The sequence below is a fragment of the Belnapia sp. F-4-1 genome (assembly GCF_000802185.1).
Classification (GTDB): Bacteria; Pseudomonadota; Alphaproteobacteria; order Acetobacterales; family Acetobacteraceae; genus Belnapia.
In genome coordinates this window covers 3,327,019-3,344,826 of record NZ_KN676113.1, presented here as the reverse complement: position 1 = coordinate 3,344,826, position 17,808 = coordinate 3,327,019, and the positions used below count along the sequence as shown (strand labels likewise).

At 72.5% G+C, this 17,808-nt stretch carries 21 protein-coding genes; 12 read left to right on the top strand and 9 right to left on the bottom strand.

Translation table 11 applies throughout. The features are described from left to right. The first annotated feature begins 1 nt into the window (after position 1). Together LH62_RS15830 and LH62_RS15825 are read left to right on the top strand one after the other, a co-directional pair. A complete protein-coding gene (locus LH62_RS15830) occupies positions 2-2,086 on the top strand; it encodes a hydantoinase/oxoprolinase family protein (RefSeq protein WP_043362857.1) in 2,085 nt (694 codons plus the stop codon). Beyond that, on the top strand, positions 2,086-3,042 hold the full coding sequence (locus tag LH62_RS15825; protein ID WP_043362855.1) for a tripartite tricarboxylate transporter substrate binding protein: 957 nt from the start codon (positions 2,086-2,088) through the stop codon (positions 3,040-3,042). Before LH62_RS15830 ends, LH62_RS15825 begins: the two co-directional genes overlap by 1 nt. A gap of 24 nt (positions 3,043-3,066) precedes the next feature. Here the strand turns inward: LH62_RS15825 and dksA are convergent, their stop codons facing one another. Both dksA and LH62_RS15815 read right to left on the bottom strand, forming a co-directional pair. Next, entirely contained in the window at positions 3,067-3,483 is a 417-nt protein-coding gene (gene dksA, locus LH62_RS15820) for an RNA polymerase-binding protein DksA (protein ID WP_043362853.1), read from the bottom strand. A 135-nt stretch (positions 3,484-3,618) separates the two neighbouring features. After that, complete coding sequence (locus LH62_RS15815) at positions 3,619-4,041, bottom strand: flagellar assembly protein FliX (RefSeq protein ID WP_052214563.1); 423 nt, start codon at positions 4,039-4,041, stop codon at positions 3,619-3,621. 124 nt (positions 4,042-4,165) lie between these two features. On the opposite strand from LH62_RS15815, the gene LH62_RS15810 reads away from it, so the two are divergent. Genes LH62_RS15810 through LH62_RS15800 form a run of 3 tightly spaced genes read left to right on the top strand, consistent with a single transcriptional unit; the run spans position 4,166 to position 5,984 of the window. Continuing rightward, on the top strand, positions 4,166-5,302 hold the full coding sequence (locus LH62_RS15810) for a flagellar basal body P-ring protein FlgI (protein WP_369796827.1): 1,137 nt from the start codon (positions 4,166-4,168) through the stop codon (positions 5,300-5,302). After that, positions 5,302-5,586: a rod-binding protein gene (locus tag LH62_RS15805; protein WP_052214562.1), complete on the top strand. Its 285-nt coding sequence runs from the start codon at positions 5,302-5,304 to the stop codon at positions 5,584-5,586. The genes LH62_RS15810 and LH62_RS15805 overlap by 1 nt, the downstream gene beginning before the upstream one ends. Beyond that, positions 5,583-5,984, top strand: coding sequence for a hypothetical protein (locus LH62_RS15800; RefSeq protein WP_043362850.1), 402 nt, complete (start codon positions 5,583-5,585; stop codon positions 5,982-5,984). Before LH62_RS15805 ends, LH62_RS15800 begins: the two co-directional genes overlap by 4 nt. On the opposite strand, the gene LH62_RS15795 is transcribed toward LH62_RS15800, so the two are convergent. From LH62_RS15795 to LH62_RS15775, 5 genes are all read right to left on the bottom strand, one after another. Beyond that, positions 5,985-6,416, bottom strand: coding sequence for a phasin family protein (locus tag LH62_RS15795; protein WP_043362847.1), 432 nt, complete (start codon positions 6,414-6,416; stop codon positions 5,985-5,987). Positions 6,417-6,475: 59 nt separating this feature from the next. Beyond that, positions 6,476-7,084, bottom strand: coding sequence for a TetR family transcriptional regulator (locus LH62_RS15790; protein WP_236552561.1), 609 nt, complete (start codon positions 7,082-7,084; stop codon positions 6,476-6,478). 49 nt (positions 7,085-7,133) lie between these two features. Next, the gene (gene proC, locus LH62_RS15785; RefSeq protein ID WP_043362844.1) at positions 7,134-7,949 is read right to left on the bottom strand and encodes a pyrroline-5-carboxylate reductase; all 816 of its coding nucleotides are present in this window, start codon (positions 7,947-7,949) and stop codon (positions 7,134-7,136) included. A gap of 35 nt (positions 7,950-7,984) precedes the next feature. After that, positions 7,985-8,488, bottom strand: coding sequence for a YbjN domain-containing protein (locus tag LH62_RS15780; protein ID WP_043338709.1), 504 nt, complete (start codon positions 8,486-8,488; stop codon positions 7,985-7,987). Positions 8,489-8,642: 154 nt separating this feature from the next. Further along, positions 8,643-9,041, bottom strand: a complete 399-nt coding sequence (locus tag LH62_RS15775; RefSeq protein WP_201445511.1) for an accessory factor UbiK family protein — start codon at positions 9,039-9,041, stop codon at positions 8,643-8,645. A gap of 95 nt (positions 9,042-9,136) precedes the next feature. On the opposite strand from LH62_RS15775, the gene rfaD reads away from it, so the two are divergent. The 5 genes from rfaD to LH62_RS15750 are packed head-to-tail and all read left to right on the top strand — an operon-like array spanning position 9,137 to position 13,673. Further along, a complete protein-coding gene (gene rfaD / locus LH62_RS15770) occupies positions 9,137-10,117 on the top strand; it encodes an ADP-glyceromanno-heptose 6-epimerase (protein ID WP_043362842.1) in 981 nt (326 codons plus the stop codon). Next, complete coding sequence (gene lgt / locus LH62_RS15765) at positions 10,117-10,923, top strand: prolipoprotein diacylglyceryl transferase (protein ID WP_043362839.1); 807 nt, start codon at positions 10,117-10,119, stop codon at positions 10,921-10,923. Before rfaD ends, lgt begins: the two co-directional genes overlap by 1 nt. Before the next feature lie 26 nt (positions 10,924-10,949). Then, complete coding sequence (locus LH62_RS15760; RefSeq protein WP_052214560.1) at positions 10,950-11,918, top strand: class I SAM-dependent methyltransferase; 969 nt, start codon at positions 10,950-10,952, stop codon at positions 11,916-11,918. Further along, complete coding sequence (gene pgeF / locus LH62_RS15755; protein WP_043362837.1) at positions 11,915-12,700, top strand: peptidoglycan editing factor PgeF; 786 nt, start codon at positions 11,915-11,917, stop codon at positions 12,698-12,700. Before LH62_RS15760 ends, pgeF begins: the two co-directional genes overlap by 4 nt. Before the next feature lie 58 nt (positions 12,701-12,758). After that, complete coding sequence (locus LH62_RS15750) at positions 12,759-13,673, top strand: hypothetical protein (protein ID WP_043362833.1); 915 nt, start codon at positions 12,759-12,761, stop codon at positions 13,671-13,673. A 3-nt stretch (positions 13,674-13,676) separates the two neighbouring features. Here the strand turns inward: LH62_RS15750 and LH62_RS15745 are convergent, their stop codons facing one another. Then, positions 13,677-14,354 (bottom strand): flagellar hook assembly protein FlgD, encoded by a 678-nt coding sequence (locus tag LH62_RS15745; RefSeq protein ID WP_052214559.1) that lies wholly within the window; start codon positions 14,352-14,354, stop codon positions 13,677-13,679. 13 nt (positions 14,355-14,367) lie between these two features. Continuing rightward, positions 14,368-15,639 carry a flagellar hook-length control protein FliK gene (locus LH62_RS15740; protein ID WP_043362832.1) on the bottom strand — a complete coding sequence of 424 codons (1,272 nt, stop codon included), beginning with the start codon at positions 15,637-15,639 and terminating at the stop codon, positions 14,368-14,370. A gap of 504 nt (positions 15,640-16,143) precedes the next feature. Here LH62_RS15740 and flgE point away from each other — a divergent pair. Continuing rightward, positions 16,144-17,445 carry a flagellar hook protein FlgE gene (flgE, locus tag LH62_RS15735; protein WP_043362830.1) on the top strand — a complete coding sequence of 434 codons (1,302 nt, stop codon included), beginning with the start codon at positions 16,144-16,146 and terminating at the stop codon, positions 17,443-17,445. Between the two features lie 16 nt (positions 17,446-17,461). Next, positions 17,462-17,728 carry a flagellar basal body protein gene (locus LH62_RS15730; protein WP_043362828.1) on the top strand — a complete coding sequence of 89 codons (267 nt, stop codon included), beginning with the start codon at positions 17,462-17,464 and terminating at the stop codon, positions 17,726-17,728. Positions 17,729-17,808: the final 80 nt, after the last annotated feature.

Genomic DNA, 17,808 nt, shown 5'->3' with positions numbered 1-17,808 from the left:
CATGGCGCGGCTCGGCGTCGATGTCGGCGGCACCTTCACCGACCTCGTCCTGCATGACCCTCAGCGCGACACGGTCCATACCGGCAAGCTGCTGACCACGCCGGACGATCCCTCCCGCGCCATCGTCGAGGGCACGCAGCGCATTCTGCGCGAGGCCGGGCTCGCGCCACGCGACCTCACCAGCATCGTCCATGGCACGACACTGGTGACGAACACCGTCATCGAGCGCACCGGCGCCCGGGTCGGGCTGCTGACCACGGCTGGCTTCCGCGATTCCATCGAGATCGGCCGGGAGATCCGCTACGACCTCTACGACCTCTTCCTCGAGGCGCCGCCGAGCCTCGTCCCGCGCCATCTCCGCCGCGAGGTCCCCGGCCGGCTCGATGCCTCGGGCGAGGAGCTGCTGCCGCTCGACGAGATCGCGGTCGCGCGCGAGGTCACGGACCTCGTCGAGGGCGGGCGGATCGAGGCGCTGGCCATCGGCTTCCTGCACAGCTACCGCGACGCCCGGCACGAGCGCCGTGCCGGCGAGATCGTCCGCAAGCTCTACCCGCGCCTGGCGCTGACCCTCTCGGCCGAGGTGGCGCCGGAAATCCGCGAGTACGAGCGCAGCTCCACGGCCTGCGCCAATGCCTATGTCCAGCCCCGCATGCGCCGCTACCTCGACAAGCTGGAGGCCGACCTCGTCGACATCGGCTTCGCCGGGCGACTCTATGTGATGCTCTCCGGCGGCGGCATCGCCGCGGTTCGGGAGGCGAAAGAGTTCCCGATCCGCCTGATCGAGAGCGGCCCGGCCGCGGGCGCGATGGCCGCCGCCTTCTTCGCCCGCCTCGCCGGGCTCGACCGCGTCGTCAGCTACGACATGGGCGGCACCACGGCGAAGATGTGCCTCGTCGAGGATGGCGCGCCCGACCATAAATTCGACTTCGAGGCCGGGCGGGTGCGCCGCTTCGTCAAGGGCAGCGGGCTGCCGCTGAAGGTCTCGGTCGTGGACATGATCGAAATCGGCGCCGGCGGCGGCTCCATCGCCCGCATCGAGCACGGCTCCGGGCTGATGAAGGTCGGCCCGCGCAGCGCCGGTGCCGTCCCCGGCCCGGTCTGCTACGGCCGTGGCGGCACGGAGCCTTGCGTCACCGATGCCGACTTGCTGCTCGGCCGGCTCGACCCCGGCTACTTCCTTGGCGGCGAGATGGCGCTCGACCCGGACCGCGTGCGCCGCGCCTTCGCCGAGGGCGTGGCCGAGGCGCTCCGCCTGCAGCCCGTCGAGGCGGCGCTCGGCGTGCAGCGCATCGTCGACGAGACCATGGCGGCGGCGACGCGCATGCATCTCGCCGAGAAGGGGCGCGACCCGCGCGGCTACACGCTGATCGCCTTCGGCGGCGCCGGGCCGGTGCATGCCTGGAACCTGGCGCGGCTGCTGAAGATCAGGCGCGTGCTGGTGCCGCTCGGCGCCGGTGTTGCCTCGGCGCTCGGCTTCCTCGTCGCGCCACCGGCGACCGACATGGTCCGCAGCCATGTCGGCCGGCTGGAGCGGCTGGACTGGGGCGTCGTCAACGGCCTGATCGCGGAGATGGCCGCGGAGGGCCGCGTCCTGCTCGCCGAGGCCGGAGCGGACCCGGCCGCCATCACCCTGACGCCGACCGCCGACATGCGCCATGTCGGCCAGGGCTTCGAGATCGCCGTGCCGCTGCCTTCGGTCGCGCTCGGCGAGGCCGACCTGCCCGCCATCCGCCGCGCCTTCTTCGACAGCTACCGCACCCGCTTCGGCCGGGTGGTGGAGGATCAGCCGATCGAGGCGCTGTCCTGGCGGCTGGCCTGCGCCGCGCCCGGCCAGGACATCCGCATCCGCGCCCCGGAAGGCTCTGCGCAGGCGGGCGAGCGGCCGGTGCCGCGCGGCGAGCGGCCCGTCACCTTCGAAGGCCATGGCGCCCTGCCCTGCCCGGTCTACGACCGCTACGCGCTCCGCCCCGGCATGGAATTCGCGGGGCCCGCTTTGGTGGAGGAGCGGGAATCCACCTGCGTCATCGGCCCTGGAACGCGCGCCTCGGTCGATGCGCAGCTCAACCTGCTGCTGGAACTCGGCTGATGCGCCGCCGCACGCTGCTCGCCGGCCTTGCCCTGCCCGCCGTCGCGCGGGCGCAGGGCGCCTATCCCGACCGGCCGGTGACGATCGTCAATCCCTGGCCGGCGGGTGGATCCTCGGACAGCGTGGCGCGCATCCTGGCGCAGCGGATGTCAGCCGATCTCGGCCAGCCCTTCGTCGTCGAGAACCGGCCCGGCGCCACGGGGACGCTCGGCCACAACTACGTCGCCCGCGCCCGGCCGGACGGGGCGACGCTGCTGGTCGGCACCAACAGCACCTATGCCATCGCGCCGCACCTCGCGGCGCTGCCCTATGACAACGCGACGGCCTTCACCGGCATCTCGCTGCTCGCCAGCAGCCCGCAGATCCTCTGCCTGCACCCTTCGGTCCCGGCCCGGAGCTTGGGCGAATTCCTCGCCCTGGCACGGGCGAAGCCGGACGGGTTCAGCTTCGGGACCTCCGGCATCGGCGGCACCAGCCACCTGGCGACGGAGATGCTGATGGCCATGGCCGGCATCTCCATGCTGCACGTCCCCTATCGCGGCGGCGGACCCTCGGCGCAGGCGCTGCTGGCAGGAGAGACGCAGATGACCTTCATCGACCTCATCACCGCCCTGCCCTTCTTGGCAAGCGGGCAGGCGCGGCCGATCGGCACCTCGACGACGCGGCGCGCGGCGCTGGCCCCGGAGGTGCCGACCATCGCCGAGGCAGGTCTGCCCGGCTTCGAAAGCTCGACGGATTTCGCCATGCTTGCCCCGGCCGGGACGCCGGAGCCCATCATCCGCGTGCTCGCCTCGGCCAGTGCCGCGGCGCTGCGGGCGCCTGAGGTCCAGGCGAAGCTGGAGGCAGCAGGCATCAGCATCCTCGCCGAGGGGCCGGCGGAATGGGCCGGCTATTTCAGCCGGGAAGTCGCCAAATGGGGCGGCATCATCAAGGCACGGAACATCCGCGCGCCCTGAACATCGGCCCCTCGGGCAACCGCATCAGTCGTCGCGGTGGACCCGCTCCATGCGCTCGTGGCGCTCCTGCGCCTCGATGGAGAGGGTGGCGATCGGCCGGGCCTCGAGGCGGCGCAGGCCGATGGGCTCGCCGGTTTCCTCGCAATAGCCGTAGGTGCCGTTCTCGATCCGCTCCAGCGCCTGGTCGATCTTGGAGATCAGCTTGCGGGCGCGGTCGCGCGTGCGAAGTTCGAGGGCGCGGTCGGTCTCGACGCTGGCCCGGTCGGTCAGGTCGGCCTCCGAGATGCCGCCGGCGGAGAGGCTTGCCAGGGTATCGCCAGCTTCCCGCAACAGGTCGAGCCGCCAGCGCCGCAGCTTCTGGCGGAAATACTCCTGCTGCCGGGAACTCATGAACTCTTCGTCGTCCGTGGGACGGTAATCGGGCGGGAGGGTGATCAGCATTGTCTGGACGGCCCCATTCCGCATTGGGAGCCCGGACACGCCGCCCCGGCCCCTTGACGCGGCCGGACCATACAGGCGGGTCCAGGCGGAAGCCAAGGGGTTGCGATACCGCAAATTGCTGACGGAACGCGGTTTTCACGCAAAGGCCATAGGTCCATCCAGGCCGCGGCGCAGCAATTCCACCTGGGCGCGCAGAACCACGCCTTGCACCACCTCTCGCAATGCGGGGTCGACGCCCTCCTCGCCCGACTCCACCAATCGCCGCAACCGGGCAGGGTCGGCCTGGTTGCCGCCGAGCATATCGCATTGCAGCGCGGTCAGTTCCGCGAGGATGTCGGTGGCCCGGCGCTGCGCCGCCTCGTCCCGCTCCGCCGCGCTGCCATGTTCCTGCAAGGCGAGCAGGCCAAGCCCGGCCGGGGCGATGCCGCCCGTCGCCGCCGCCTCTCGCGCCGCCTCGCCCTCGCCTGCCTCGATGCGGAAGCCGCCTGGCCCGCCGCGGGTCTTGCCACGTGCCGGTGCGGCCTGGCCGATGCCGCCCAGCCTGCCGATCCCCTGCATTCCGAACCCCCTTTTGCCCATGGCCCGGCAAGGCCGGGCCCCTGCCCGGCAAGCCTTGCCGGCCTTACCCCCCCGCGGCGCCTGGCATGGCGGTTGCGATGCCGGGGGCGGTGTGACCGACAAGGTGCAGCGTGGCCAAAAAGCTTTCGCAAGGGCGAAGATCTTCCAGTCTGCCGTGCTGGCCCTGACCCTCCTTTTCCTGGCCGGGCCGGCCACGGCGCAATCCGTCCGCATTAAGGACATCGCCGATGTCGAGGGGGTACGGGACAACCAGCTCGTCGGCTACGGCCTCGTCGTCGGCCTCCCGGGCACCGGCGACCGGCTACGGACGGCGATCTTCACCCGGCAATCACTGATCGGCATGCTGGAGCGGCTCGGCGTCAACACCCGGGACAACGAGGCGCGGCTCGACACCCGCAATGTCGCGGCGGTGATGGTGACGGCCAACCTGCCCGCCTTCGCCCGGCCCGGCAGCCGGATCGACATCTCCGTCTCGGCGCTCGGCGATGCGACCAACCTCCAGGGCGGCACGCTGGTGGTGACGCCGCTGCTCGGTGCCGATGGCGAGGTTTATGCGGTGGCTCAGGGCGCCGTCGCCACCGGCGCGGTCGCGGCGCGGGGAGCGGCCAGCAGCATCCAGCGCGGCGTGCCGACCAGCGCGCGCATAGCCTCCGGCGCCATCGTGGAGCGGGAGATCCCCTACAGCCTCGCCGGGCGGCCGAATATCCGCCTCTCGCTCCGCAACCCGGACATGACGACGGCCCGCCGCATCGCTGCCGCCATCAACCAGTCCACCGGTAGCACCTCAGCCGTCGCGACCGACCCGCGCACCGTGGCGCTGGCCATGGTCGGGCGGGACCCGGTCGGCTTCCTCGCCCAGATCGAGCAGCTTCGCGTCGAGCCGGACCAGGTCGCGCGGGTCATCATCGAGGAGGCCTCGGGCACCATCGTCATGGGGGCGAATGTGCGGGTCTCGACGGTCGCCATCGCCCAGGGGAACCTCACCATCCGCATCACCGAGACGCCGCAGGTGGCGCAGCCCAACCCCCTCGCCGGGGGCGAGACGGTGGTGGTGCCGCGGACCAATATCGAGGTGGACGACCAGGCGCAGCGCCGCGTTGGCCTGCTGTCGGGCGGCGTGTCGCTGCAGGAGCTGGTGCGGGGACTGAACGCGCTCGGCGTCGGGCCGCGCGATCTGATCTCCATCCTGCAATCGGTGAAGGCGGCGGGCGCCCTCCAGGCCGAGATGGAGCTGCGCTGATGAACCCCGTCTCGCTGCAATCGGCGCCGCCGGCGCTCCGCCGCGCCGCCCAGGCCTTCGAGGCCCAGGCGCTCGGCCAGCTGCTGCAACCGATCTTCGCCACCCTGCCGAAGGGCCGCTTCGGCGGCGGCGCGGCGGAGGCGCAGTGGCAGCCCATGCTGGTCGACGAGATGGCGAAGGCCGCCAGCCGCTCCGGCCATGGCATGGGCCTTGGCGATGCTGTGCTCAGGGAAATGCTGCGCTGGCAGGCCGCCGGCGCCCGAACGGAGGACCAATCCCGATGATGGATGCCCTGCTCACTGCCGGCCAGCGCCTGGCCGAGGCGCTGCGCGCCGAGAACGAAGCCCTGGCGGCGCTCGACCTGCCGCGCGCAGCCGGCCTCGCCACCGCCAAGATGCAGGCGGCGGATGCCTTCGCCGCCGCCTTCGCCACCACCCGCAAGCTCGGCGTGCGGGCCGAGGGCACGCAACGGGCCAGCGCCTCCGACCTCACCGCCCGGCTGCAACAGCTTGGCGATGAGAACCGGCGGCTGCTGGAACGCGCCATCGCCATCCAGTCCCGGGTGATCGAGACCATCGCCGGGGCGGCGCTGCCGCGCAGCGGCTCCGGCGCCTATGGGGCCGCCGGGCGGCTGGCGACGGCGCGGCAGGCGCCGGCCATCGCCATGGCCACCAGAGCCTGATCAGCCCTTCTTGGCGACCAGCGTCTTCACCTCGTCCATCGCCTCGGTGAAGCGCGTGTTGAGCAGGGCCAGCGCCTCGGTGTTCGACTTCTGGATGAGGTCGGCCACCTCGCGCATGTTGCCGACGGCCTTCTCGTAGGCGCTCTTCAGCAGCTCGGTCTGGCGGGCGGCCTTGGCCTGGGGGCTCTCCTGGCTGGAGATGGCCTTCACAGCCTCGGTCATCTCCGACATGGCGGACTGAAGGATCTCCATATGCCGCCGGGCCACCGCCTGGGCGCCCTCGAGCGCGATGCGGTTGGCAGCGGAGAGCGCCTCGAGGTTGCGGCGCTGCGCGGCGGCGAGCGCTTCCATGTCCGGCATGCCGGGCAGGCGGAACTCCGTCAGCATGCGCATGATATCGGTTTCCGGCTTGAAGCCCATCGGGTCTGCCATGCGGTCCTCCTCCACCCTGTTTTGTCGTCCCCGACCCTAGGCCCGGCGCTGCGGGCCGGTCAAAGCATCGAGGCGTCTGGTTCGCCGGTGGTCTCCCCCGGCTCCAGCCGCAACGCACGAGCGACCTGTTCGGCACGATCGAGCGCCCGATCGAGCGCGGCCATGGTGGCGCCGAGATCGGCCGTGTCGTCCCCCGCCCAGGCCCGGAGCGTCGCCAGCCAGACCGCGGTCAGGCCCTTGGCACGCGCGAGGCCGGCCAACCCGCCGGAGCCGAGCCCCGCCGCTTCCAGCATCCAGGCCATGGAGCCCGGCAGGGCGGCGAGCAGGGCGAGGGCCAGCAGCGGGTCGCGCTTCAGCTCGTCGAGGAAGCGGAGGATGCCGGCGCGGTGCGGCTGCAGCGCATCGATCCGCCGCATGATGACGTCGAAGACGCGGTCGCGCGGGGTGTTGTCGTCCGGCGCCTCGGGCACGATGCCTTCCAGCACCGCCTGGTCCACCAGGCGGCCGTGCAGCAGCAGCAGGTGGTGCGGCGTCGGGCAGCGGCGCCTGATATCGGCCGGGGCGACGCCGGAGGCGGCGGCGACCCGCCGCATCGAGAGCCCCGCCCAGCCATGCGCGGCGACCACCTGCCAGAGGCCGGCGACCAGCCGGGCCTCGATGTCCTGCATCTCGCTCATGAGGCTGAGTGTGGGGATGGAGCGCTGCTTCGGATAGGGGTCAACCTGCCAGCTCCCGTGATCGCTCGGTGGCGGCGGCGATGGCGCGGGACATCAGCGCCGGCCAGGCCTCGTCCGCCATCAGCACGGCGAGCGCCCGCTCGGTGGTGCCCTTGGGGCTGGTGACGTTGCGGCGGAGCTGCGCGCTGTCCTCGGCGCTTGCCGCCAGCAGGGCACCGGAGCCGGCGACGGTGGCGCGCGCCATCCGCCGGGCCAGATCGGGCGGCAGGCCTTGCTCGATGGCGGCGGCCTCCATCAGCTCGGCCAGGAGGAAGACATAGGCCGGGCCGCCGCCCGAGACGGCGGTGACCGGATCGATCAGCCCCTCCTCCTCCACCCAGGCCGTCTCGCCGATGGCGGAGAGCAGCCGGCCGGCCAGCGCCCGCTGCCCGGCATCGACGCCCGGGCCGGGAAAGGCGACGGTGAAGCCCTGCCGCACCGCCGCCGGGGTGTTCGGCATGGCACGGACGATCCGCGCCGCCTCGCCGAGCATGCCCCGCATGCCGGCGGTACTGCGCCCGGCCATGATGGAGATGAACAGTGTCTCCGGCCCGGCGAGCGAGGCGAAGGCTGGCAGGGTTGCCCCCGCCTCCTGCGGCTTGATCGCCAGCACCACGGCGCCGGGGCGGAAGCCGGCGGGGATGGCCGCCGGGCTGTCCACCACCCGTACCCTTCCGGCGAAGGGCGCGGCGGCGGCGGCATGCGGCTCCACGACAACCGCATCGGCGAGGCCATTCTCCAGCCAGCCGGCCAGCATGGCCCCACCCATCTTCCCGCAGCCGACCAGCAGCAGCGGGGGCAGCGCTTCGGCGCTCATGGCATCCCTCCCCAGGCGAATCCGGGGAGAGGCTGTCAGGCCTCGCCGACGCAGTCCAGCATGGCGGCCTGGAGCGCCTCGGCCGGGCTCTTGCCGCCCCAAAGGACGAACTGGAAGGCCGGGAAGAAGCGCTCGCACTCGGTCAGCGCGATGTCGACCATGTCTTCCAGGCTCTCGGCGCTCGCCCCAGGGGCGCCGCGCAGCAGGACGGAATGCCGGAAGACCGGTACCCCTTCCTCGGACTCGATGCCGAAATGCCCGATCCAGAGCTTCTCATTGGCCAGCGCCAGCAGCTCGAAGAGCTTGCCGCGGGCTTCCGGCGGCACCTTCATGTCAAAGGCGCAGGAGAAGCCCATGGCGCTGATCTCCCCCGACCAGGAGAAGTAGAGGCCGTAATCACACCACTTGCCCGGCGCCTCGGCCGCCATCTCGCCATCCGAACGGCGCTCGAAAGCCCATTCGTTGGCGGCGACGATCTGTTCGAGGACATCGAGGGGGTTGGTCGCATGCTCGCGCTCGAGGGCCAGCAAGCCTGACATCGCGCACCTCCTCACTGGTCTGCGGCATTCCCGCCCACCCGATATCTTGGGTGAATCGGCTGAGCGGGACCACCAGGGCTAGGATACCCAGGCGCCAAACGCGGCTGCAAGCCCGACGGTTGCGCGAGCGTTGCGAGGCCCGTTCGAAATGCCGTCAGCCGCCGCCGATCGGGGGCGGATTTTTCATCGTGCCGCTGATCGGCGGGGGCTCGCCCGGCGCGCTGGGCGGGACCTCGGTATTGGGCATCGCCTCGGCCGAGGCGGTGCCGGCGTCAGGCGCCGCGGCCTCGCCAAGGCGGGCCTCGAGGGCGGCAACGCGGGCCTCCAGCGCCTCCTGCGCCTCGCGGGCGCGGCGGGCGAGTTCCATGGCCGCATCCAGCTCCTCGCGCTTCACCAGCTCCAGCCGCTGGACCATCTGGTCCACCTGGCTCCGCACCGCGGCCTCCACCTCGGTCCGTACCCCGGCCAGGGCCGAGAAGGCACCGCCCGCCACCCCGGCGAGGTCGTCAAACATGCTGCCGCGCTTCCGGCCGCCGCTACCCGTATCGTCCATGGACCCGCTCCCCTTCACAGCCCGCGTCGCCGCGGCCTATACCCCCCGCCGCCCGGTGCCGCCATGCGGTGCGCCGGCCATTGGGGGTCGTGGAGATGTATCTCGTCACCGGCGGGGCCGGTTTCATCGGCTCCAACCTCGTCGCCGCGCTCTGTGACCGCGGCGCGGAGGTTATGGTGGCCGACCGGCTGCGCTCCGGCGAGAAATGGCGGAACCTGGCGAAGCACCCGATCGCCGGAATCCTGCCGCCGGAGGAGCTGGAACGCTTCCTGGCCTCGGCGCCGCCGCTCGAGGCCGTGCTGCATCTCGGCGCCATCAGCGCAACGACGGCGACCGATGGTGACTTGGTGGCTGCGACCAATCTCACCCTCTCGCTCCGGCTCTGGGAGGCCTGCGCCGAGCGGGGCATTCCCTTCCTCTACGCCTCCTCGGCCGCGACCTATGGCGATGGCTCGCTCGGCTTCGAGGACGACGCCTCGCCCGAGGCGCTGGCACGGCTCCGCCCGCTCAATCTTTATGGCTGGTCGAAGCTGGCCTTCGACCGGCGCGTCGCCGACCTGCTGCGCCGCGGCCGCCCGGCGCCGCCGCAATGGGCGGGACTGCGCTTCTTCAACGTCTACGGCCCGAACGAGGCGCACAAGGGGCGGATGGCGAGCGTCCTCTTCCACAAATTCCGGCAGGTGATGGGGGGCGAGGCGGCGACGCTGTTCCGCTCCGACCGCGAGGGCATCGCCGATGGCGAGCAGCAGCGGGACTTCGTCCATGTCGATGACTGCGTCGCGGTGATGCTCTGGCTGCTCGACAACCCCGGCGTCTCGGGCCTGTTCAACCTCGGCTCCGGACGGGCGCGGAGCTTCCGCGCGCTGATCGAGGCCATGTTCGCCGCACTCGGGCGCGCCCCCGACATCCGCTACATCGACATGCCGGCGGACCTGCGCGGCAAGTACCAGTATTTCACCGAGGCGCCGCTGGACCGCCTGCGCGCCGCGGGCTTCAACGCGCAGATGACGCCGCTCGAGGAAGGGGTTCGCCGCACCGTGCAGGACTTCCTCACCCAGCCGGACCCGTATCGCTGATGCTCTTCGCCATCCCCTTCCCGATCATCGACCCGGTCCTGGTGCAAGTCGGGCCGCTCGCCATCCGTTGGTATGCGCTGGCCTATATCGCCGGCATTCTCGGCGGCTGGTGGCTGGCCCGCCGGCTGGTGGCGCTGAAGCCCGAGGTGGCGACGCGGCAGCAGATCGACGACTTCGTCACCTGGACGACGCTCGGCATCATCCTCGGCGGGCGGCTCGGCTATGTGCTGTTCTACCGGCCCGGCCACTACCTCGCCCATCCGCTCGACATCCTCAAGGTGTGGGAAGGGGGCATGAGCTTCCATGGCGGGGCGCTCGGGGTGATCGTCGCCATCGTCCTGTTCTGCCGGCAGGAGCGGCTCGACATGCTGGGCTTCGCCGACCGGGTGACGGCGGTGGTGCCGATCGGGATCTGCCTCGGGCGGCTGGCGAATTTCATCAATGCCGAACTTTGGGGGCGGGTGACCGACGTGCCCTGGGCCATGGTCTTCCCGACCGGTGGGCCGGAGCCGCGGCATCCCAGCCAGCTCTACCAGGCTGGCATGGAGGGCGTGCTGCTCTTCATCCTTTTGCAGGTGCTGGTGCACCAGCCGGCGATCCGGGCACGGCGGGGCTTCGTCGCCGGGGCCTTCCTCGCCGGCTATGGCGTGGCGCGCTTCATCGGCGAGTTCTTCCGCCAGCCGGATGCCTTCCTGGGCTTCCTCTTCGCCGGCGCCACGATGGGGCAGCTGCTGTCGGTGCCGATGATCCTTGTCGGCGCCTGGCTGATGCTGCGGGCGAAGCCGCGGCGGGAGGCGGTGGCCTGAGCGCGCCCGAACGCCTCGACCGGTTCATGGGCCGCGCGGCCCAGGCCTATTACGCCGGGCGCGACCCCTTCGGCCGCGGCGGCGACTTCACCACGGCGCCCGAAATCTCGCAGGCCTTCGGCGAATGCCTAGGCCTCTGGGCGGCCGTCACCTGGCAGATGATGGGCGCGCCGGCGCCGGTGCGGCTGGTGGAGCTCGGGCCGGGGCGCGGGACGCTGATGGTGGATGCGCTGCGGGCGGTGGCGGAGGTGATGCCTGCCTTCCGGTCGGCGGCAGAGGTCCACCTCATCGAAACCTCGTCGGCGCTGCGGGCGGCCCAGGCGGCGCGGCTGCCGGGCGCGGCCTGGCACGAGCGCGTCGAGGCGGTGCCGGCAGGGCCGGCCATCCTCATCGCCAACGAGTTCTTCGACGCCCTGCCGATCCGTCAATTCGTCCGGCGCGAGGGAGCTTGGCACGAGCGCTTCGTCGCCGGTGGCGGCTTCGTCGAGCAGCCGGCCGAGGCGGCCCCTGTCCTGCCCGAGGCAGCGCCGGACGGCGCCATCCATGAGGTGTCCGAGGCCGGCCTCGCCATCGCCCGCCACCTCGCCGGGCGGCTGCGGGTGCAGGGGGGCGCGGCCCTGATCCTCGATTACGGCCCGGCCGGGCCCGGCTTCGGCGACAGCCTCCAGGCCATGGCCGCGCATGGCCGGGCCGACCCACTGGCCGAGCCGGGCAGCGTCGACATCACCGCCCATGTCCGCTTTCCCGCCCTGGCCGCGGCGGCGCGGGAGGCGGGCGCCGCCACGCATGGGCCGCTGCCGATGGGGCTCTTCCTCCAGCGGCTCGGGCTGATGAGCCGGGCGGCGATCCTGGCGCGGTCCAACCCGCGCCAGGCCGGGCTGATCCTCTCCGGGGCGGAGCGGCTGGTGGCGCCGGAGGGGATGGGGCGGCTGTTCAAGGCGCTCTGCCTGTGTCATCCGGGGCTCGCCATTCCTCCGGGCTTCGAGCCAGCATGAGTTCCGCCGAATACCTCACCACCCCCGTGCTCGCCGCGGCGACCGGGCTGCGCCATGGCTTCTTCACCCGCCGCGGCGGGGTGTCGGAGGGGCCCTGGGCGGCGCTCAACTGCTCCCTCTCGGGCCAGGACGACCCGGCGCGGGTGCGGGAGAACCGCCGCCTCGCCGCCGGCGCGCTCGGCCTGCCGGCCAGCGCGCTGCACGGGCTGACGCAGGTCCATGGCGTCGCCGTCGCCGAGGTCGATGAGCGGGGCTGGCGCGAGGGCGAGGGGCCGCGTGCCGATGCCGTCGTGACGCGGCGGCCGGGCGTCCTGCTCGGCATCGTCACCGCGGATTGCGCGCCGGTGCTCTTCGCCGAGCCGGCAGCGGGCGTCATCGGCGCCGCCCATGCGGGCTGGCGCGGGGCGGTGGATGGGGTGATCGAGGCGACGATCGGCGTCATGGAAGGGCTCGGCGCCACGCGGTCCCGGATGCTGGCCGCGGTCGGCCCCTGCATCGGCCAGGCGAGCTACGAGGTTGGGCCCGACCTGCGCGAGGCCGTGCTGGCCCGCGACCCGGAGGATGCGCGGCACTTCGCCCCCGGCCGGCGGGAGGATCGCTGGCAATTCGACCTCGCCGGCTACTGCGCCGCCCGGCTCCGCGCCGCGGGACTGGCGGTGGTGGGGACGGCCGATACCGACACGCTGGCCAACGAACAGGCATTCTTCAGCCATCGCCGGCGCACGCTGGCGGGGGGCGGGCCGATCGGGCACCAGCTCTCGGCCATCGGCATCGCGGTCTGAGCCATGCCCTACATGGTCCAGTTCTTCGTCCTCACGCTGCTTACCATCATGGTGGCCTGTGCGCTTCTCTAGGCTGCTGCTCATCCTGCCGCTGCTGCTCGGTGCCTGCGGCGACCTGCCGCAGCCCTTCCGCGGCCGGCCCGGGGCGGAGGCACAGCGGCTGGCCGTGCCGCTCGCCATCCGCCTCGCCGTGCCGCCGCCGACCGAGGCGCTGCTGAACGATGCGGGGGCGAAGGGCCTGGCCGACAGGATGGCCGAGGCGCTGCAGGCGCAGGACATCCCGGCTGTCGCCACGCCGGCGCCGCTGCCGCTCGACTGGCGCGTCGACATCGCCGCCGAGCGCCAGGGCCAGGCGGTGCTGCCGAGCTTCCGACTGGTCGATGCCGATGGGAAGGTCCAGGCAGCAAGCCGGGGTACGCTCGTGCCGCTCGCCCGCTGGGCCGAGCCGACGCCGGAACTCTTCACCGAGGTCACGGCGCAGGCCGTGCCCGAATTGGCCAGGCTGCTGCTGCAGGTGGAGGCGGCGCGGAAGTCGACCGACCCGCAATCCATCGCCGCCGGGCCGCCGCGCATCCGCCTCGCGGGCGTGAAGGGCGCGACGGGCGACGGCAACCAGGCGCTCGCCGGCCGGATGCGCGAATTCCTCGGCAATGAGGGTTTCGTCGTCCAGGACGTGGCGGATGGGGCGGCCTATGCGCTGGAGGGCGATGTCGTCATCGTCCAGGCTGCCTCGCCGGCACAGCAGCGCGTCGAGATCCAGTGGATCGTCAGCCGGCGTGACGGCGAGGAGCTCGGCCGCGTCGTGCAGCTCAATGAGGTGCCAACCGGGCGGCTGCGCGGCCTCTGGGGCGACATCGCCTATGCCGCGGCGGAGCAGGCGGCGCCGGGCGTCCGCACCGTCGTCGCCAATGCGATGAGCACGCCGCCGAGCACCGCGGCCGAGCCGGCTGCGGCGGCGCCGCCGCCCCGCTGAGGGCTACGGGTTGGCGATGCCGCGCATCGCGTCGAAGCCGACCGAGACCGCGCCGAGCTGGAGCTGGATGTCGCCGCCCGAGGGGCGGCGGGCCGCCGTCGCGGTGCCGACCACCGTCGCCGTGACGGGCTGCACGGCGCCCTGCGCATCGAGCCCCGCGACGGCGAAGTCATAGGCGCCGTCCGGCATGCGCTGGCCGGCCCTGGTCTTGCCATCCCATTGCCAGTCCCGGGCCGCGCTGCCGAGCTTCACCGTATCCTCGCGCAAGATGCGGCCGGCGGAATCCAACACGCGGATCACCGCCTGCTGCACCGTGCCGGCGGCCGGCAGGCGGAGCGTCGCGCTGCCGTCTTGCAGGCTGAGCCGGTTGCTCTCCACCTCCACCCGCTCGCCAATCAGCGGCGCCGCGGTGGTGAGCTGGGCGCCCTGCTGCAGGCCGATGAGTCTGGTCAGGTGGGCGTTCATGGCGATCTGCTGCTCGACGCCGGCGAAGGAGACGAGCTGGTTCGTCATCTCGTTGGTGTCCATCGCCTTGGTCGGATCCTGGTTCTGCAACTGTGTGGTCAGCAGGGTGAGGAAGGTGTTGAAGTCGCCGGCGAGGCCGGTCGTGCCCTTGGTCGCGGTGGCGGCAGCGGCGGCGCCTCCGCCCGCGCCCGTGGTGCCCTGGATGGTGCCGCTCATCGGTTGTGCTCCGTCAGACTGCGATATCAAGGATGGACAGGGCGTTGAGCGTGGTCTGGACCGGGCCGGCCAGGGCGAGCGGCGCCTGCCCTCCCCCCTGATCGCGCCCTTGCCCGCCGCCCTGCTGCTGCGGGCGCTGGTCCTGCGTCGCGCCGCCCTGCCCGCCGGAGAGGCCGAATTGCATTCCCCCGCTGGCTACGACGACACCGGCCTGGGCGAGGGTTCGGTCGAGTTCCCGCGCATCGCGTTGCAGCAGGGCCAGGGTTTCCGGCCGTTCCGCCAGGACCCGGACCGAGGCGGCATCGCCATCCGCCCCGCGCTCGATGCGGATCTCGACCCGGCCGAGGCTCTCCGGCTCCAGCGCTACGGTGAGCCGCGGCGCCCGGCCCTGACCGAGGGCAAGGGCGATCGTCACCTGCGCGACCTGGCGCGCCGGCGGCGGCGGTGGGGCGACAGGCACGGTGCCGGCCGGGGCAGCCGGGGCAATGCCGTCGGTGGATGCGGGGGCCGTGGACAACGGACTCAGGCCCTGTGGCATCGCCTGGAGCGGATCCGGTGGGGCGGGTTGCGCCTTCGCCGACTCGGCGGGCCAATGCGGTACGGGGAGGAGAGCGGCCGGCTCCGGCCCGATCCGCTCGGGCAGCGGCGCGGGCTGGTCCGAGGGGGCAAGCATCTGCTCCTGGGCCGTGGCCTGGCCGATGGCGGCGGCGAGGGCCATCGGCCGGTCGCGCGAGGGTGACGGCTTCGCCGGGTCCTCCGGAGCGGCCTGACGCGGTCGCGGGATTGGCGGCGGCGTGGCCGGCACGGGGTCCGGCGAGGCCGAGGTTGGCTCCTGCGGCGCGGCATTCGCTTGCGCGGCACCCGCGGCGGGTGGCGCGGCAGCCTGTTGGACGGCGGCGGCCCAGGGGTCGGACGCTGGGCTGGGCGCCGGGCCGGCCCGCGGCGCCGGCCGCGGCGGCGCCCCGGCCTCCGGCCAGGTGGCGGCAGGCATCCCGCCACCGAAGGGTTCGGCCATCGCGGGCTGATCCGGCTGGTTTCCGTCCGGCAAAGCCGTCGGCGGAGCCTCAGGGGTGGTGCCGGTGGCCGTGGCGAGGACGGGTCGCCCCGCCCCGGCCGCGGCGGCAGTGCCTGCCTGGAACGCGCGGACCGAGGGCGGAAGCCCTGTCATCGCCGGCACGGGTGGCGGAGGCGGGATGGGCAGCGGCATGGCGCCCGCGGCCAGTGCCGGGGGCATGTCCGCCAGATCGGGCGCCTCCGCATCCTGCGCTTCGCCGGCCTCCCCCATTCCTCGGAACCGCCGTCGGCCGCGGTTCCGGGTTGGGCGGGGTCCAGCAGGCCGGGTGCCGCGGGCGGCGCCGGGGAAGGCGTGGCGACCGGGACCGCAACCGGCGGGAGACCGGCCGGCGCCAGCGCCGCGGGCATGGCAGGCTCGGTCACGTCCTGGCCGGCACGCAGCAGCAGGGCGGCAAAATCGCCATCACTCGGTGCCGGCGGCTTGCCGGCAGCGGCAGCGGGGGAAGCAGGCGGCGCCGTCGGTGACGGCGGGAGGGCGGTGAGGTCCATGGCGGTCCGGTCCAGCGGCGCGCCCCCGGTGCGAAGCCCGGGCCAGTCCCCAGGCCCATCGCGGCGGCAAGCTCCGCCGCCTGCTCGGCAAAGCCTGCCGAGCAGGCGGCAGGACCGGCTGCCCCGACCCGTCCCGGCGCTGGCACGCCGCCTGCGAAGCCCGGCACGACGAAGGCCGGGCCGCATCCACTGCGCGGCGCGGCTCCTGGATGACGGAGGCCCGACCATGTCCCTCTTCGGCTCGCTCACCGCCGCCATCAGCGGCCTCACCTCGCAGAGCCGTTCGCTCGGCAACATCTCGGACAACATCGCAAACAGCCAGACCGTCGGCTACAAGCGCGTCGATACCAACTTCATCTCCTACATCACCTCCTCGAGCCAGACGAACAACCTGCCGGGGGCGACGATCGCCATGCCCTCCTACACCAACACGGTGCAGGGCACGATCGAGCAGTCCGAGAACCCGCTCGCCATGGCGATCGGCGGCCAGGGCTTCTTCAGCGTGGCGCAAGCCAAGGGTACGGTGAACGGCCAGCCGGTCTTCGACGAGCGGCAATTCTTTAGCCGCGCCGGCGACTTCGCGCGGGACTCGGACGGTTACCTGACGAACGGCTCGGGCTACTACCTGAAGGGCTGGCCGGTCGATGCCGGCGGCAACCCGGACCGCACGACGATCGAGCCGATCCGGGTGAACCAGCAGGTCTTCAATCCCATCGCCACCAAGCAGATCGACCTTGCGGCGAACCTCCCCGCCACCATGCCCACCTCGGCCGTCACCACCCAGGCGCAGCTCTACGACACGCTCGGCAGGCTCCATACGGTGAACCTCATGTTCAGCCCGGGGACCAGCACCAACCACTGGACGCTGGAGGTCGTCGTACCGGACGACACCGTCCCGACGACACGCACCGTCGAGCTGAATTTCGGCGCGGGCGCCTCGCCGGCCGTGGCGGATGGCACCATCGGCACCTTCGGTGCGGTCAGTGCCATGAGCGTGCCGCCGACCAACGCCGTGGGCGATCCCGCAGCGGTGAGCTTCAGCGTCGATTTCGGCCAGGGGCCGCAAGAGGTATCCCTCTCGCTCGGGCAATTCGGCAAGGCCGTGGGGCTGACCCAGTATGCCGGCTCGGAATTCGCCCTGCGCAACCTGACGCAGGACGGCGTGCCGCTCGGCGCCTTCTCCTCGCTCAGCATGCGCACCAACGGCGACGTGGCGGTGAATTACGACAATGGGCAGAGCCGGGTCATCGCCCGCGTCCCCCTCGTCGCCTTCAACGACCCGGACAGGCTGCAACGCCTCGACGGCCAGGCCTTCATGCGTACGCCGGAATCGGGCGAGGCGCGGGTGACGGATGCCGCCTCCAACGGCGTCGGCAAGCTCGTGATCGGCTCCATCGAACGCTCGAATGTCGACATCGCCAGCGAGTTCAGCAAGCTGATCGTCGCGCAGCGCGCCTATACGGCCAATACCAAGGTCGTCAGCGCGACGGATGAGCTTTTGCAGGACACAATCAACATGCGGCGCTGAGGCAGGGGGCTGAGCGATGAGCCTCGACCTCGCCCTCGGCATCGCCCGCAGCGGCCTCGCCGCGGTCCAGCGCAGCCTGGCGCAGGCCTCGCAGAACGTCGCCAATGCCGAGACGCCGGGCTATGTGCGGAAGACGGTCGAGCAGCGCTCGCTCGTCGTCGCCGAGATGCCGGCCGGGCTGCGCAGCGGCGATACGCAGCGTGCGGTGGACCTCGCCCTGCTCGCCGGCTCGACCGGAGCCGCGGCGCCGCCGCTGCCGCCACGCTGCGCGAGGAGCTGCTGACCGGCATCGAGCAGGCGCATGGCGCGACCGCCGACCGGGCGACGCTCGGCGATGCGGTGGCGGTGCTGTCGACCGCCTTC

Bases quoted from the DNA above. Each gene is read 5' to 3' on its own strand.
- LH62_RS15830 (WP_043362857.1), top strand. From the start codon at position 2: ATGGCGCGGCTCGGCGTCGATGTCGGCGGCACCTTCACCGACCTCGTC.
- LH62_RS15825 (WP_043362855.1), top strand. From the start codon at position 2,086: ATGCGCCGCCGCACGCTGCTCGCCGGCCTTGCCCTGCCCGCCGTCGCG.
- dksA (WP_043362853.1), bottom strand. From the start codon at position 3,483: ATGCTGATCACCCTCCCGCCCGATTACCGTCCCACGGACGACGAAGAG.
- LH62_RS15815 (WP_052214563.1), bottom strand. From the start codon at position 4,041: ATGCAGGGGATCGGCAGGCTGGGCGGCATCGGCCAGGCCGCACCGGCA.
- LH62_RS15805 (WP_052214562.1), top strand. From the start codon at position 5,302: ATGAACCCCGTCTCGCTGCAATCGGCGCCGCCGGCGCTCCGCCGCGCC.
- LH62_RS15800 (WP_043362850.1), top strand. From the start codon at position 5,583: ATGATGGATGCCCTGCTCACTGCCGGCCAGCGCCTGGCCGAGGCGCTG.
- LH62_RS15795 (WP_043362847.1), bottom strand. From the start codon at position 6,416: ATGGCAGACCCGATGGGCTTCAAGCCGGAAACCGATATCATGCGCATG.
- LH62_RS15790 (WP_236552561.1), bottom strand. From the start codon at position 7,084: ATGCAGGACATCGAGGCCCGGCTGGTCGCCGGCCTCTGGCAGGTGGTC.
- proC (WP_043362844.1), bottom strand. From the start codon at position 7,949: ATGAGCGCCGAAGCGCTGCCCCCGCTGCTGCTGGTCGGCTGCGGGAAG.
- LH62_RS15780 (WP_043338709.1), bottom strand. From the start codon at position 8,488: ATGTCAGGCTTGCTGGCCCTCGAGCGCGAGCATGCGACCAACCCCCTC.
- LH62_RS15775 (WP_201445511.1), bottom strand. From the start codon at position 9,041: ATGGACGATACGGGTAGCGGCGGCCGGAAGCGCGGCAGCATGTTTGAC.
- rfaD (WP_043362842.1), top strand. From the start codon at position 9,137: ATGTATCTCGTCACCGGCGGGGCCGGTTTCATCGGCTCCAACCTCGTC.
- lgt (WP_043362839.1), top strand. From the start codon at position 10,117: ATGCTCTTCGCCATCCCCTTCCCGATCATCGACCCGGTCCTGGTGCAA.
- LH62_RS15760 (WP_052214560.1), top strand. From the start codon at position 10,950: ATGGGCCGCGCGGCCCAGGCCTATTACGCCGGGCGCGACCCCTTCGGC.
- pgeF (WP_043362837.1), top strand. From the start codon at position 11,915: ATGAGTTCCGCCGAATACCTCACCACCCCCGTGCTCGCCGCGGCGACC.
- LH62_RS15745 (WP_052214559.1), bottom strand. From the start codon at position 14,354: ATGAGCGGCACCATCCAGGGCACCACGGGCGCGGGCGGAGGCGCCGCC.
- LH62_RS15740 (WP_043362832.1), bottom strand. From the start codon at position 15,639: ATGGGGGAGGCCGGCGAAGCGCAGGATGCGGAGGCGCCCGATCTGGCG.
- flgE (WP_043362830.1), top strand. From the start codon at position 16,144: ATGTCCCTCTTCGGCTCGCTCACCGCCGCCATCAGCGGCCTCACCTCG.
- LH62_RS15730 (WP_043362828.1), top strand. From the start codon at position 17,462: ATGAGCCTCGACCTCGCCCTCGGCATCGCCCGCAGCGGCCTCGCCGCG.